General features: G+C 65.3%; 13 protein-coding genes. 1 reads left to right on the top strand and 12 read right to left on the bottom strand.

Annotated features, from left to right (window positions below):
• Positions 1-129 precede the first annotated feature (129 nt).
• A complete protein-coding gene (locus JF616_03395; protein ID MBW8886782.1) occupies positions 130-1,344 on the top strand; it encodes a molybdopterin molybdotransferase MoeA in 1,215 nt (404 codons plus the stop codon).
• On the opposite strand, the gene JF616_03390 is transcribed toward JF616_03395, so the two are convergent.
• The 12 genes from JF616_03390 to JF616_03335 all read right to left on the bottom strand — a co-directional run bounded on the left by JF616_03390 (position 1,325) and on the right by JF616_03335 (position 15,359).
• Positions 1,325-2,683 (bottom strand): alginate lyase family protein, encoded by a 1,359-nt coding sequence (locus JF616_03390; protein MBW8886781.1) that lies wholly within the window; start codon positions 2,681-2,683, stop codon positions 1,325-1,327. The two genes, JF616_03395 and JF616_03390, sit on opposite strands and share 20 nt — an antisense overlap.
• Before the next feature lie 26 nt (positions 2,684-2,709).
• A complete protein-coding gene (locus JF616_03385; protein MBW8886780.1) occupies positions 2,710-3,468 on the bottom strand; it encodes an ABC transporter permease in 759 nt (252 codons plus the stop codon).
• Positions 3,465-4,433 carry an ABC transporter ATP-binding protein gene (locus tag JF616_03380; GenBank protein MBW8886779.1) on the bottom strand — a complete coding sequence of 323 codons (969 nt, stop codon included), beginning with the start codon at positions 4,431-4,433 and terminating at the stop codon, positions 3,465-3,467. Before JF616_03380 ends, JF616_03385 begins: the two co-directional genes overlap by 4 nt.
• Positions 4,430-5,047, bottom strand: coding sequence for a DUF2239 family protein (locus JF616_03375; protein MBW8886778.1), 618 nt, complete (start codon positions 5,045-5,047; stop codon positions 4,430-4,432). Before JF616_03375 ends, JF616_03380 begins: the two co-directional genes overlap by 4 nt.
• Positions 5,048-5,128: 81 nt before the next feature.
• Complete coding sequence (locus JF616_03370; GenBank protein ID MBW8886777.1) at positions 5,129-6,346, bottom strand: hypothetical protein; 1,218 nt, start codon at positions 6,344-6,346, stop codon at positions 5,129-5,131.
• Positions 6,347-6,370: 24 nt separating this feature from the next.
• Entirely contained in the window at positions 6,371-7,516 is a 1,146-nt protein-coding gene (locus JF616_03365; GenBank protein MBW8886776.1) for a hypothetical protein, read from the bottom strand.
• Positions 7,517-7,689: 173 nt separating this feature from the next.
• Positions 7,690-8,532 (bottom strand): phenylalanine 4-monooxygenase, encoded by an 843-nt coding sequence (locus JF616_03360; protein ID MBW8886775.1) that lies wholly within the window; start codon positions 8,530-8,532, stop codon positions 7,690-7,692.
• Between the two features lie 14 nt (positions 8,533-8,546).
• On the bottom strand, positions 8,547-9,980 hold the full coding sequence (gene fahA, locus JF616_03355; GenBank protein MBW8886774.1) for a fumarylacetoacetase: 1,434 nt from the start codon (positions 9,978-9,980) through the stop codon (positions 8,547-8,549).
• On the bottom strand, positions 9,977-10,855 hold the full coding sequence (locus JF616_03350; protein ID MBW8886773.1) for a hypothetical protein: 879 nt from the start codon (positions 10,853-10,855) through the stop codon (positions 9,977-9,979). The genes fahA and JF616_03350 overlap by 4 nt, the downstream gene beginning before the upstream one ends.
• Before the next feature lie 10 nt (positions 10,856-10,865).
• Positions 10,866-12,191, bottom strand: coding sequence for a homogentisate 1,2-dioxygenase (locus JF616_03345; protein MBW8886772.1), 1,326 nt, complete (start codon positions 12,189-12,191; stop codon positions 10,866-10,868).
• Complete coding sequence (hppD, locus tag JF616_03340) at positions 12,188-13,309, bottom strand: 4-hydroxyphenylpyruvate dioxygenase (GenBank protein ID MBW8886771.1); 1,122 nt, start codon at positions 13,307-13,309, stop codon at positions 12,188-12,190. The genes JF616_03345 and hppD overlap by 4 nt, the downstream gene beginning before the upstream one ends.
• The gene (locus tag JF616_03335) at positions 13,302-15,359 is read right to left on the bottom strand and encodes an AMP-binding protein (protein ID MBW8886770.1); all 2,058 of its coding nucleotides are present in this window, start codon (positions 15,357-15,359) and stop codon (positions 13,302-13,304) included. The genes hppD and JF616_03335 overlap by 8 nt, the downstream gene beginning before the upstream one ends.
• Positions 15,360-15,383: the final 24 nt, after the last annotated feature.

Here is a 15,383-nt window from a genome sequence, read left to right as displayed (position 1 = left end):
ACCAAGTATGAAGAGCCTTTCCGGGCCCCGAAGGACGCAAGCGTCCCAAGCGGATCCGCTTCCGCCTCAAATCCCGCGATCGCGCATCGGGTCTTCCCGCGCGGCCCCGCCCTGCGCTATCTTTCGGTCATGCCATCCGAAATGATTTCCCCCGCCGAAGCCGACGCCCTCCTGGCCGCCCTACCCCGTACCCCGGAGGTTACCCTCCCCCTGGCGCGCTGCCAAGGCCGGATCCTGCGCGCGGAGATCGTTTCCGATCGCCCGCAGCCCCCGTTCGACCGCGTGGCCATGGACGGGATCGCCTTCGCCTTTTCCGATTGGGAAAGGGGCGTGCGGAGGTTCGCCTTGCGGGGCGCGCAGAAGGCGGGCGAAAAACCCAAGCGCCTGGAAGCGGAGGGCGGCTGCCTGAAGGCGATGACGGGGGCGGTAATGCCCGCTGGCGCCGATTGCATCGCGCCCGTGGAAGAGGTCCGCTTCGAGGACGGCTACGCCGTGATCGGAGACGGGTTCCAGGCGCAAGCCGGCCGTTTCATCCACCGGGCCGGATCCGATTGCGCGGCCGGCGAGGCGCTGGTGCCCGCGGGTATCGTGCTGGAAGCCCCCCAACTGGGGACGGCGGCGGCTTGCGGGAGGACTTCCTTGCGCGTCGCGGAAACCCCCGGCGTGGCGGTGATCGCCACCGGCGATGAATTGGTCGATCCCGGGCGCGTGCCCGCGCCGCATCAGATCAGGCGATCCAATCCCCATGCGGTCGAGGCGGCGCTCCGTAAGCACCGCATCGAGCGCGTGGCCTTATTGCATTGCCGCGACGACGCTTCCCGGCTCAAGGCGGCCGTGGAGGGCGTGCTCGGCAAATGCCAGGTCCTGATCCTCACCGGCGGGGTTTCCATGGGGGATACCGATCATGTTCCGGCGGTGATGCAGGAGATGGGCGTACGGCCGGTGTTCCACAAGATCCGGCAGAAGCCGGGGAAGCCCTTCTGGTTCGGGCTCGCGGCGGGCGATCGTCCCGTGTTCGGGCTGCCGGGCAATCCCGCTTCGGTGCTGGTGTGCCTGCACCGCTACGTGATTCCCGCCCTGATGCGGGCCATGGGCGCGGCTGAACAGGCGTTCGCGCCCGTCCCCTGCGTGGCCGCGGAGGCGCTGCCGGCGCCCGGGCGGCTAACCCAGTTCCGACCCGCCACCTTCGCTTTCGGCGAGGACGGGCGCATGCGGGCGTCGTGGGTGGCGAACCAGGGCTCGGGGGATTTCACCGGTTGGGGCCGGTCCCAGGGTTTCGTGGAGATCCCATCGGCCGAAGCGAAGTTACCGGCGGGGACCCCGCTCAAGGCGTGGCTGTGGTGATGGCCCGCGATCCTTCGCCGCCGAAGGGTTCCGCGCTGGCAGCGGGCTCTGCGCCAGAGAGCGATCCGGCGCTCGGCATCCGCTTCCCGTTCAACCCGTAAATCTTTAACTCGCGCGTCCAAGCCAGGTTCGTCCCGAGAAGGATCAACAAGGCTCCGCGCGCGGGGGCCCGATGGGCCCTAGGCCGCACGGCATCGGGCCGCAAGGCGCCCAGCTCCGCATGGGTCAGGCTTTCCCAGGCCATATGCGTGCCCGTCCCGCTGGGCCGGATCTTCTCGCGGATCAAGCGGTCGGTCAAAGGCAGCGCCCGGCCCATGCGATTGTGGAAATGGTTATAGGCGATCTCCCAGGTCGCCCCCATCGACAGGGTCAAGGAGTCGCCGCACAAGCCGGGCGGCGGCGTTCCGCCCAGGAGCAGGCCGGCATGGAACTCCATGGCCGCGATGATGCGATCGGCGAATTCCGAATAGAGATCGAGGCCTTGGTGGAGGGCGATTTCCGCGGCGTCGATCATCGCGGCCAGGCCCATCTGGGTATGCCCGAAATCGCGGCAGGTTTCCTGGCAGAGCCCGTCGGGCCATACTTGGGGATTGTACCAGTGGACGATCAATTGCGAATCGCTGTAGCTGGCGGGAACGCCGTATGGCTTGGCCGGCAAGGGCCCGTCCGCCTTGAGGTAGAAATAAGCGGGCACGCGTTTGCGCCAGAGGAAAACGCCTTTGTTGAAAGCGGCGGTGTCGGCGTTGAAAACGCCGATGGCCATCATGGCCTCGATGTAGGTCAGCTCCCAATTGCCGTTGGTGGTGGGATTGCCCTTGCGGATCAAAGGCAGGAAGGCGCTGTCCAGCATGGCGGCGAAGCGCGCTTGCGCCCCGGCGCCCCAAGCGGGATAGGTCGCGCGCAGGATCACCGCCGCGCGGACGAACACGGAGGCGGTCCATCCGGCCTGCAGGGGCGCGTTCGAAAGGGTATGGGCCTTGAGCACGGCCGACCAGGCGTCCAGGATGGCCGACGCCCGGGCCGCATAGGCGGTGTCGCCGGTGAACCGCCACAGCAGCGCCTGGGTGTAGGCGGCCTTGGAATCGTTGCTTTCATCGCTGCATCCGTAATCGGGATTGCTGAAGGAACCGCAGGCCACCGTGTCCCGCGCCGTTGCGACGTAGCTGGCCGCGGCCAGTTTGCTGGAGAGCGCCTTCTGGTAAGCGCTCTTCCACGGTTCCGCGCCGGAGGCGATGCGGGCCTTGATGGTATCCAGTTCGGCGATGCTGTTGAGCAGGGCTGGGGCGAAGGGAGAGGCGGCTCCGGGCGCCGTGGCGGCGGCGAAGAGGCAGGCTAGCAAAATGGCTAGTGAGCGGCCCGCCGGGTTCACGCCGACTCTCGTTCGAACGTCCTTTTACCCGCCCAGAGCCCGACCACGGCCAACCCCAGCGCCACGCCGATTCCCATCCACAAGGTGGAGGCGATGACCATGTTCCCCATGGCCGCGCGCGCGGCGTCGACGACGTAGCTGAAGGGGTTCGCTTTGGCAAGGCCTTGCAGCCATTTCGGCGCCAGGGTCATCGGCAGAAGGATGCCGGAGAGCAGCATGGCCGGCACGCTTACGGTATTGAGCATCTGCGCCAGCGCATCCTCGCTCTTCAAGGTGAGGGCGGCGGCGTAGGACAGCGAAGCCAGGGAGACCCCGAGCAGGGCGACCAAGGCCAACAACAAGACCCAGGCCAAGGGCGAAGCGCGCAGGCCCATGGCGGTGGCCACCGCAAGGAGCAGAGCCGACTGCAAGGTAAGCATGAGCACGTCCTTGCCCACGCGGCCGAGCAGAAGCGCCAGGCGGCTCGCCGGAGTGACCCGAAGCCGTTCGATGACCCCGGCCCGCATGTCGGCCATGAGCGCGAAGCCCACGAAGAGGGTTCCGAACATGCCCATTTGAACCACTAATCCTGGTACGAAAACCTGCAGGGCCGACCCCGGCGGGAAACCGGGCCCGCCCGCCAAGGGCCTCAGCAAGGGAGCGAACAGGCTCAGGTAGATCAAAGGTTGGATCAGGCCGATGATGTACCATACGGGCTCGCGCAGGGAAAGCCGCAATTGCTGCCGGAAGATGAGCCAAGTTTGCGAAAGCATCATGCGGCCTCCTGGGCGTCGCGCAGGGTGTGCCCGGTCAAGGTGAGGAAGACGTCGTCGAGGGAGGGCCGCGAGATCTGCACGGACTGGACGTCCATGCCCGCTTCCCCCAGGGCTTTCATCAGCGGAAGCACGCGTTGATCGCCGCGATCGACGGTGATGCGCGCCTGGCTTTCGAATACGGCCGCCTCGCGCACGCCTTCCAGCCCGCGCAGGCGGTCGGCCGCGCGCGCGGCATCTTCCGCGCCGCCCAATTGCAGGGTGATGAGATCGCCGGCGATGCGGGCCTTGAGTTCCGCGGGGGAGCCTTCCGCCACGATGCGCCCGGCATCCAGGATGAGGATGCGATCGCAAAGGGCGTCGGCCTCGTCGAGATAATGGGTGGTGAGGAAGAGGGTCGCGCCCTCGCGTTGGCGCAGATCGCGGATATGCGTCCACAAATTGGCCCGGCTCTGGGGATCGAGGCCGGTCGAAGGTTCGTCCAGGAAAACCAACTTAGGCGAGTGGATGAGCCCCATGGCGATGTCGAGCCGGCGCCGCTGGCCCCCGCTCAAGGTTTCCGTATGGCGGTCGCCCAGGCCCTTGAGGTCGAGCCGCTGGCATAGGTCGACGGCGCGCGCCGCCGCATCCGCCGGGCCCATGCCGTAGAGGCGGCCCTGCAAAACCAAATCCTCCAGGACCGTGGCCTTGGGGTTGGCGCTCCCGCGCTGGGCCACGTAGCCGATGCTCCGGCGCACTGCCTGCGGCTCGCGGCGCAGATCATGCCCGGCCACTTCGGCTTCGCCCCCGGTGGGATCGAGAAGGGTGACCAGCATGCGCTGGGTGGTGGTCTTGCCCGCGCCGTTGGGGCCCAGGAAGCCCACGATTTCCCCGGCCTTGACCGAAAAGGTTACCCCCTTTACGGCTTCGACGATGCGTTTCCCCTTGCGGTAGGTGCGTTTGAGATCGCGGCATTCGATGAGGTTCATGCTTCTCCTTCCCGGGAGGGATGGTCCTTGAACAAGAATTGCGCCAGGTGCCAGGCGTGCTTACGCACGTCCGCGGGCCAGGCGGCGATCCCGGAAGAAAATTTAACCCCATCGCGCCGGTACAAGGCCCGCAGGACATCCTCATAGCCGGGCCAATCGCCGGCCATCACCGAGAGGAAGCGGTAGACCCGTTCCTGCGATTGCGCCAGCGTGGGCGTATCCGCCGCCTTGCGCTTGGCCGCGTCGACGAGGCGGCGCAGGGTGCCGGATGCCCCTCCGGGTTGGGATGCCAGCCATTCCCATTGGGTGGGCAGCAGCGAGACCTCGCGCGAGACCACCCCCAGGCGCGGACGCCCAGGCCCGGCCGGCAGGCCCGGCTCGCGTGGGCCATCCGTTTCAGGCTGGAAAACTTCCAGGCGCTTGAGCACGTCCTTCAGCGAGCCATGGAAATCGATTTCCATGAGCTTGCCGGTGAGGTCGCTGAAGACGAGGGCGTCGGCGTGGCTGGCCTTGCCGATGCGCTGCTTTACGGTTTCGGCCACCGCTTGCAAAGGGCCATGGGCGACGCGGTCGGATCCCGAGAAGGCGGTATAGGTATGGGCGGGGTTTGGCATGCCATAATATTACCCTGGTAAAATTATTTTGTCAATATCACCCGGGTAAAAATATGGCTGTTTCCCGCTCCGGGCGATATTTCAGTGGCGTAACTCCCGATTCGCTATCCGATTGACGAGCTTTCCTTCCAAATCAAAAGCATCCAGGGTGCCCGGCTGCGGCATAGGGATGGAGATTAGAATGCTTCCCGTCTGGCTGTGGAACCGGAAAGTCTCCCTTGCCGGCTGCAAAACCGGGGCCGTTAAGGCCGTGGTCGCGGAAACCTGCAGGCGCCATACCCCGCCTACCCCGCGGGCTACCGCATAGAGGTAGCCGTCTTTGCCCATGACCATGTTGCCTTCGCCGGCCAGGTTTACCGGGTATCCCGCGCCCGCTACCTGCCAGGTGGCGCCACCATCCGTAGAAACATAAACGTCCTCCACGCTAGGCGTGCCGCTGCGGAAAACCGTCAGGTACATCTCTTTATTCGGCCCCACGGCGCTGCAACGTACCACGGCGTATGCGGGCAAGCCCTGGTTGGAATTGACCCAGGTAGTGCCGCTGCCGGAATAGCGCATAAAGGTGCCGTGGACGCCGGAGCAAAAAACCTCCCCCGCGGAATCAAACCAAATCGCTGCATTGCCGTCGAAGCCGCCCAGGCCGCTCCAACTCGTTCCCCCGTCCTTGGACACCTGGACATTGCCGCCTGGATAGCCTTGGAGTTCCAATCCAAGATAGAGGTAGCCGGTAACCGGATTGGTATGGACGCGTCCGGCGAGGGTGTTGGTGTCGTTAAAGGCACGGACAAAGCTGAAACTGTCGCCACCGTCCTTGGAGCGGAAAAGTTGGCTACCATTCGCGATCGCCAGAACCTCTCCGGCGGGATTGCAGTCTGTTCCGTTGACCGCGTCGCCGTGGTTCCAGGGCTGGTCATGGGTTGCGTCATGCCACGTGGACCCATTATTGACCAAGTGGAAAACATGGCCCGGACTGGAGCCGGCGGAGTATAAAACCTCGCCCTTGGCATTCAATCCGAAATGCCCGCCTAAATTCGCGGTGACGCTCCCCGTTGGCAGGCCGGCGCGCAGATTTTCCCAGTTTTGACCCTTATCCCGGGAACGGTAAATCTGAAACGTGTCCGCCGCCACGTATAAATCCCCATTCGCCGTGAATATCAGATCCCGCATTCGCTGCAGATTGGAAACGAGCGGATCGGCGGTAACCTGTTGCCAAGTATTTAAACCAAAAGAAGTGGTTGCTAGCGTGGATACCAGGGTAACTAGAGTCCGAAAGCCAGAAGTTTGATGCATCGATTTCATTTCTCCCCGAATCAAAAAAGAGGGTTATTTCATCGGAAATATTTTCCTGGTCCACGGGACATTTTCCACCTGTACCCGTTTTCCGGTCATATCGTAAAAACCGAGGCTGGCTTCCCCGTCCTGGTATACTTTCAGCCCGGCCTCGGGGGGCGCCTTTTCCAGGGGGGTAGTCCCGGCAACCTTGTTCGCGCTGCGATACAGGCCTTGTTTTCCGGCCAGGGCGTATAGATAGCCGTCCGGACTGAGGGAAAAAGAAACCGCGATGGCGTGATTGGTCGGTACTGGAAGCCCGGAACCGATATCCGTCCACGTATTTCCGTCATCACTGGAACGGAATACGCTACCGCCCGAAACCTTGCCTCCGCTCATATAGACGTCGGTATTCAGGGCGAAAAAGGAGTTGGCCCCGGTAATAGCCGGTATCGCAGTCCAGGTTTCGCCTTTATCCATCGACTTGAAGGGATTATGGACCGTGGTCATGAATATGGACCCTCCCGGGGTAAAGGCGAAACTTGCGGCATCGCCTTCACCCAACCCGTGCTGGGCGGCCATCGCCCAGTTTAAGCCATTGTCCGCTGAACGCCATACCGCGAAGCCGGCAATCTCAGTTCCCGAATAAACCTCTCCTGGAACGTACGGGTTTATCCCGATTCCCGTGCCGCCGCCCGCTCCGGCGAGGGAGCCGGGGACCCAGGTGTCCCCATTGTCGGTGGAACGCCAGACGAAGCCGCCGAATAAACCGTTGGCGAACAGGACCCCGCCCATCCCTTCCGCGATCACGGTTATCGTGCCATTGACGGCGCCCCCGTACGAAGCAGCTTCGTTCCAGGTGCGGCCCCGGTCGGTGGAGCGGTAGAGCCGGGCGGGACTATCCACTCCAACGATGATATGCCCCGTGGTCTTCTGCACATGGATCGCTTTTACCGTGCTGGCGGTATCAGTGGGGAGGCCGGTGCTGGAAGAATCCCAGGTCTGTCCCCGGTCCGTGGACCAATAGATCCCGCTATATGCCCTTTTGGTGCCATAAATGGTCCCATCCGGGGCGATATCAATCCTCCGGATGTTATGGTTGGTGTCCAATGCGGTAAATACCGGCACCCAGAAATTCTGGCTGAATCCGGGCAGGGTCAAAAGCAGGATCCAGAAGGCGGATATTTTCGTGACGGTCATTACATCAGGGTAGTTTCAAAACTCCTGCGGACCGGTTGGAAATGCACCCCAACCTGGGTACAGTTTGTCCCCGCCGACTATACTTGGAAGGTCCGCTTTGCGCCTACCGATATCGGGATAACATGGAAGTGGCCGTTCTGGCCGTTAACCTCGGATCCCGATAAATGGAGACCCTATGTGTCTTCGGTGCTCGCCCAGCCCTCGCCGGACCCTTGCGTGATCACCGAATCGCTTTCCAGCAAATCCCCTGCTCCCAAATCCGGCATCCCATGGAGTTTTTCGTAATAAGGCCGGAAATCGGCCCGCGTGGCCGCGAATAATTGCTCGAAATCGTCGATGACGAAATAGGTCTTCTGGAAGGTATCGATGCGGTATTTGGTCCGCATCACCCTGAGCAAATCGAACGCCACCCGGTTGGGCGCGGGGCTTTCCAGGCAATAGATGGACTCGGCCTTGGAGGACAAGATGCCCGAGCCGTAGATGCGCATCCCGCTTCTGGCGGAGGCATCTCGGATCAGGCCGAATTCCACAGTGTACCAGTACAGGCGGGCGAGGTGGGCGATCTCGCCCAAGCGTTCCGCCTTCATACCCCCGCGTCCGTAGGCCTGCATGTAATCGGCGAAGACGGGGTTCATCAAGAGCGGCACGTGCCCGTACAGATCATGGAAGACGTCGGGCTCTTGCAGGTAATCCATCTGCTCCGGCTTGCGGATCCACCAGGTGGTGGGGAAGCGGCGGTGGGCCAGGTGCTCGAAGAAGACCGGGTCGGGGACCAGGCCTGGCACGGCCACCAGCTTCCAACCGGTGGCGGCGGACAGGGTTTCGTTGAGGCGGCGGAAATCGGGGATGCCCTCGGCCGCCACGCCCAGGCGGTGCAGGCCTTCCAGGTATTCGGAACAAGCGCGGCCTTCCAACAGGCCGGCCTGGCGTTCGAAGAGCGCGCGCCAGAGCGCATGATCGCCGGCGGTATACTTATCCAGCGGTTGTTCGATGGTGTAATCGGCGCGCGCGACCATAGGTATCCTCCGTGTTACCCTGCCGCCTTGGCCGGCAATACCACCCCGCGGCACTCCCCCAACCCGATCCGCACGAAACCGGGCGCCTCGCAATAGCCCGCCAGGATCACTTCGTCCCCGTCTTGCAGGAAGCGCCGGCTTTCCCCGTTCGGCAGCGCGATGGGTTGCTTGCCTCCCCGGGTCTTTTCCAGCAGACAGCCCATGTTCTCCTCCTCCGGTCCGGAAATGGTTCCGGTCCCGAGCACGTCCCCGGGCCTTAAGTTGCAACCGTTGCTGGCGTGGTGGGCGAGCAATTGCCCCGGGGTCCAATACAGATCGCGGGAGCGGGCCCGGCTGATGCGCGCGGGCGGGAGGCCGCGGGCGCGCATGTCCGGCGTGGAGAGGAACAATTCGAACAAGATGTCGAGGGCGGCGCGCGCGGCGTCGGGGCCGGGATCGAGATGGGCCAACGGCGCGGGATCGCCCGCGGGACGGGGCGCGGAGGGCGCGCGGAAGGGGGCCAGGGCTTCCCAGGTGACGATCCAAGGCGATAGGGAGGTCGCGAAGTTCTTGGCCAGGAAGGGGCCCAAGGGTTGGTATTCCCATTTCTGGATGTCTCGCGCCGACCAATCGTTCAGGAGGCATACGCCGAAGAAATGCCCTTCGACGGCGTCGATGGGGATGGGTTCGCCCAAGGCGTTGCCCTGCCCGATGATCAGGCCGGCCTCCACTTCGTAATCGAGCACCTGGCTGGGGCCGAACGAGGGCGCGGGACTTCCGCCGGCGTTCGACGAAGGGGCCGCTTCCTGGGCGCCCGCCGCTCCGGCCGCGACGGCCGCAGGCGGCGCGGTCTGTCCCCAGGGCCGCCGCACCGGCGTCCCGCTCACGACCAGGGAAGACGCCCGGCCGTGATAGCCGATGGGCAGGTATTTGTAATTCGGAAGCAAAGGTTGCTCGGGCCGGAACTGGCGGCCTACGTTCGTCGCATGGTGGATGGAGGCGTAGAAGTCGGTGTAGTCGCCCGCTTCCACGGGGAGGAAAAGCTCGCAAACGGAGGCGGGGGGTAACAGGCGCGTTTCCCAATCGGGAACGGCGGCGATGCGGCCATCGCCGGCGCGCAAAAGCCCGTTCAGGGCCGCCCTCAGGGCTCCCGTGAAAACCGGTCCCAGGCCCGCCAAGCGATTCAAGGTCGGATCGCCACAGACCGCCGCGGCGGCCTCCGCCTCGGCCCCGGCAGATCCGTCCGGTCCGCCCGCTCCGCCCGAAAACAATCCAGCCTCATGGCAAGCGGCCACGTCCAGGATGCGATCGCCGATGGCCACGCCCACATGGGGGCGTTCCCCCGATCCCCGGCGGCGGAAGATCCCGAAGGGCAGGTTCTGGATGGGGAAGTCGGCTCCGGCCGCGTTGGCCGAAGCCACCCAACTGCGCAAAGCGGGATCATGGGTGCCGTCGAGCCCGTTTCTTATAGCCATCCCGCCGCCTCCAGATCTTGCCGGGGTTCATCGAAGGAACAGGAACCGAAGGCGAGGGCGAAGTCCCGGCGGGCCGCGCGCAAGCGTTCGGCATGGAGGGAATGGCCGCGCCATTCGGCATTCGTTTTCCCGAAAGCGAAGGCGCGCGGCGATTCCTCGTTCAGCAAAGCGGTGAGGGTTACGGCATCCATCCCTTGGAGGGCGAAGGCGGCGGCCAGGAACACGTTGACGAATCCGTGCATCATCGCCTGGGGCGCATCCTCGGCATAGGTCAGGGGCCGCAGCGATCGGAAAGGATGATGCAACCCGGCCGTGGCCTTGAAGGGGACGCGCGCGGCGGCGCAGGCGGCCAGGAAGCGCGCGATATCGGCGGCGACGGGAATCGCCTCCGGAACCACCCCGCCGGTCCGGAGCTTGGCCCGGCCGTTCCCTTTGGCCAGGGCCGCCAGGAAGGGTCCGGGGTCGCGGATGGGGATCTCGAAGAAGGCGGTGACGCCGGCGGGCGTAAGCGCTTCGAGGCGTTCGATGCCCTCCGGCGTCCCCGCCTTCATCTCGATGGCATCGACCAGGGCCGATGGTGAAGCGGAGGCATGCGCCGCGCGATTGAACGCGATGACGCGTTCCAGATCGGCCTCGGGCGTCTCGCCCAGCAAGGCGGAAAGGCGCCAAGGGCCCGCGGCCCCGGGCATAGGGAGGGGCGCCGCCAGAAAGGCATCGAGGCGCGCGGCCGGCAGTACGAAGCGTCCCAGCCAGGCGGCGCGCGGGCCGGAACGGTAGGCGGCGTAATCGCGGACGGCCTCCTCCATGGGCAAGGAGGCGGGAGGATAGAGCCCGGCGTAATCGATCAAGCCTTCGAGTAGTACGGACAAAGCATCCATCTCAACTCCCCGGAAAGCGTTTGGGCAGATCGCGCCAGCAGGCGGCATAGTCCTTTTGCAAGGCCGGCGAGGACAGGGCGTATGCGGTGGGCTGCAAAACCCAACGCGTCTCGAACATGAAGGCGAGGGTGTCGCCCAGGTACTGGGGCGCGAGCGCGGCGGAGGAAGCCTTGGCGAAAGTGGCCGCGTCCGGCCCATGCCCGGCCAGGGCGTTGTGCAAGCTCATGCCTCCCGCCAGGAAGCCTTCGGCCTTGGCATCGTAGGCGCCTTCGATCAGCCCCATGCATTCGCTCATGACGTTACGATGGAACCAGGGCGGGCGGAAGGTATGTTCGGCCACCTGCCAGCGCGGCGGGAAGAGGACGAAATCGACGTTGGCGGTCCCGGGCGTTTCCGAAGGCGAGGTCAGCACCGTGAACAGGGACGGATCGGGATGATCGAATGAGACCGTCCCGATGGCGTTGAAGCGGCGCAGATCGTATTTGCAAGGCGCGAGGTTGCCGCGCCAGGCGACCACGTCGAGCGGGGAATGATCCAATTCGCTTTCCCATAGGGCGCCTTGGAACTTGGCCACCAGGCGGAAGCGCGCGGCCTTGTCCTCGAAGGCGGCGACGGGAGAAAGGAAGTCATGCGGGTTGGCCAGCCCGTTGGCGCCGATGGGGCCGAGCTCGGGCAGGCGGAAGGGCGCGCCATGGTTCTCGCAGACGTAACCGCGGGAAGCGCCGTCGGGCAGAAGGACCTGGAAGCGCAGTCCGCGCGGGATGAGGGCCATTTCGCCGGGGGAAACCTCCAGGTTACCCAACTCGGTGCGCAGGATCAAGCGGCCGAGCTGCGGCACGATCAGCCATTCGCCGTCGGAGCATACGAAAAAGGTTTCGTCCATGGAGGCATTGGCGGCGTAGATGTGGATGGCCGCCCCGTCCTGCCGCGCGGGATCGCCGTTGCCCGCCATAGTGGCGAGGCCGTCCAGGAAATCGGTCGGCGCGGAAGGCAAGGGAATGGGATCCCAGCGCCGGGGATCGGGCGAAGCGGGGGCTTCCCCGAAGGGGGCCCTTCCGGGGAAGGGGGCCCTTCCGAAGAAGGGGGCGCTGCGCAAAAGGCCCGCCGGCAGGGGCTGCCAGGGGCCCTGCTTCGCGGAGGGATGGATGCGGTACATCCAGGTGCGCCGGTTCAGATGCCGCGGAGCGGTAAAGGATGTGCCGCTGAACTGTTCGGCATATAAACCATAGGGCGCTTGCTGCGGGGAGTTTTGCCCGGCAGGCAAGGCGCCCGGCATGGCCTCGCTGGCGAAAGCATTCCCCAACCCGCTCTGGTAGCTTAGGCTCATACCAGGTTCCCCCGCCGATCCTGTTCGCGCTCGATGGCTTCGAACAAGGCCTTGAAGTTGCCCTTGCCGAATCCCTGGCAACCCTTGCGCTGGATGATTTCGAAGAACAAGGTGGGCCTGTCCTCCAAGGGCTGGGTGAAGATCTGCAGCAGATAGCCCTGATCGTCGCGATCGACGAGAATGCCCAATTCCCTTAAGGCGGGAATGGCTTCGTCGATGGGGCCGACCCGGCCGGGCAAGGCCTGGTAATAGGATTCGGGCACCGCCAGGAAGCCCACGCCGTTCGCGCGCAGCGCGGAGACGGTCTTCAGGATATCCGCGGTGAGCAAGGCGATATGCTGCACGCCGGGGCCGTGATGGAAATCGTTGTATTCCTCCACCTGGCTTTTTTTGCGGCCCGGCGCGGGCTCGTTGATGGGGAACTTGAGGCTGCGGGAGGCGTTGGCCATCACCACGCTGTTCAAGGCCGTGAATTCGGTGCTGATGTCCTTGTCGTCGAAAGTCATGAAGCGCTGGAGGCCCAGGACGCGTTCGTACCACGCCTCCCACTTCGCCATTTCCCCCAGGCGCACGTTGGCCACGTAATGATCGAGGGCGACGAGACCGGCGTCCCGCCCGTTCGCCCGGGCCGCATCCGGCCCCGACATAGGCGCGGCCTGGAAGCCCGGCAGGAAAGGGCCCCGGTAATCCTTCAGCGAAATGAAGGAATGGACGATGTCGCCATAGGCCTTGATGCCCGCGCGCACGGCGGTCCCATGTTCATCGGTCAAGGTCATGGGCGGGAAGGCGGGCTCGGCGCCGCGGGCGACCGCGGCCGCGAATGCCTGGGCGGCGTCCTCCACTTCCAGGGCGATATCGCGCACGCCGTCCCCGTGCTTCTTGAGATGCTCCCCCATGCGTCCGGCCTCGCCTTCGTCGCCGTAGGGGCAGGCCACCACGAAGGCGGCTTGGCCCGCGCGCAAGGCGTAGGCGGCGCGATCGCGCGCGCCCGTTTCCAGGCCCGAGTAGGCGGACCGCGAAAAGCCGAAGGCGTTCCGGTAGAAGTATTCGGCCTGCTTGGCGTTGCCGACCCAGAACTCCACGTGATGGACGCGTTTGATGCGGATGTCGTCAGCCATGCTTTCCCCCTTCCGCGCGGGCCCTTTCCCCGGTCCCATCCCCGCGCGCGCGGGCGATGGCCGCGAGGGCCCCCGGATTTTCCAGGGCGCTCACGTCGCCCGGATCTTCCCCGAGATAGGCGGCCCGCAGGACGCGCCGCATCACCTTGGCGTTGCGGGTGCGCGGCAGGGCCGGCACGAAATGCGCCCGCTCGGGCCGCAAGGGCCGCCCCAAGGCGGCGGCCACCTTTTCCAGCAATTCCCCTTCCAACGACGTGGGTATCTCGGGCGTTACCCCCACGCAGAAGGCGATCATGGCCTGCCCCTTCTTCGGGTCCGGCACGCCGATCACGGCCGCTTCGGCCACGCGGGGATCGGCGCATAGGATGGATTCCACCTCGGCGGGCCCCACGCGCTTGCCGGCCACCTTCAAGGTATCGTCGCTGCGGCCCAGGATATACCATTGCCCGTCCACATCGCGCCGGGCCCAATCCCCATGCACCCACGTGCCCGGCCAGCGGGACCAATAGGTCGCGAGGTAACGGTCCGGATCGCGCCAAAAGCCCCGGGCCATGCCTATCCAGGGCTTGCGGATGACCAGCTCGCCCACCATCCCTGAGTCCACCGGCTTTCCCGCCTCGCCCCACACCTCGGCGGCCATGCCGGGACAGGGCGCGGAGAAAGCGCAGGGCGCGATGGGCAACAGGGGATTGCCCATCAGGATGCCTCCGGAAATCTCCGTCCCCCCGGAATAATTGATGATGGGGAGCTTGCTCCCGCCCACCTTATCGAAAAACCATTGCCAGGACTCCGGATCCCAGGGCTCGCCGGTGGAAGCCAGGATGCGCAGGGCCGATAGGTCGTGGCGCGAGGGTAAATCGCCGCCGCGATGCATGCAGGCGCGGATCAGGGAGGGGGATATCCCGAGGATGCCGACCCGATGCCGGGCGCAGAACTCCCACAATCGATCCGGGCCCGGGAAGTCGGGCGCACCATCGTACAGGACCAAGGTCGCCCCCAGGATGGTCGCGCCGTAAATCAGCCATGGCCCCATCATCCAGCCGATGTCGGTAACCCAGGTGATACGGTCCCCCGGGCCCACGTCGGTGCCGAAAGCCATGTCCTGGGCCGCCTTCACGGGAAAGCCGCAATGGGTATGCAGGATGCCCTTGGGTTTGCCCGTGGTGCCGGAGGTGTAAAGAACGATGAGGGGATCTTCGGCCGCGGTAGGGGCGGGCGAGGCGTCGGCCCCGGGCGCTTGGCCCAGGTCGAGCAGATCGTTCCAGGAGAGACGGCGGGCTGTAGACGGCGGGATGTCGCCGGGTTGGGACTCGGGGATTCCGGAACGAGCCGCTTCGGTACTCGGACGGGCCGCCACGATGATCAATCGCAACGTCGGGCAAGCCGCCGCGGCCTCATCCAGGGCGGCCCGCGCGTTCACCGGCTTGCCGCGCCGCGGGAAGGCGTCGCAGGTAATCACCGCCTTGGCCTCCACGTCCCGAAGGCGCGCGATCAGGGCCGCTGGGCCGTAACCGGAAAAGAGAGGCACCGCCACGGCGCCGATGCGGGCCAGGGCCAACAAGGAAATGACCGTCTCCGGAAGCATGGGCAGGTACAAGCCGACGGCATCGCCCCGGCCCAATCCGCATGCGCGCAGGCCCGCGGCGCAATGCCCCACCAGGGCGGCGAGTTCGGCATAACCGAGGGTTCGGACGGAAGCGGGTCCCTCCTCCCCTTCCCAAATCAGCGCGAGGCGACCCCCGGCGCCGGCTTCCAAATGCTTATCCAGGCAGGTCCGGGAAATGTTGAGTCCGCCGCCCGGGCACCAGACGGGATGGGCCGGATCGGCCGTAACATCCAGGATACGGTCGGGAAACCGATCGAAGCGGATGTCCAGGAAGCGGAGGACCTCGGCCGTGAAGCCTTCGATGTCGTCGATGGAATGCCGGTATAAGTCTTCAAAGGACGGACGCCCGGTTTCCGTCATGAAGCGGCTTAAGCGCGCGCGGGAGCGCGTGGCCCCATCGGGCCGCCAGGCCGCCCGCCCGCCGGATGCCGGGGAATCAGCCATCCCTTGTAATATACCACCTGGCCG

It is taken from the genome of Fibrobacterota bacterium, assembly GCA_019509785.1.
GTDB lineage: Bacteria > Fibrobacterota > Fibrobacteria > UBA11236 > UBA11236 > Chersky-265.
This window is presented reverse-complemented; position numbering and strand designations above follow the sequence as displayed.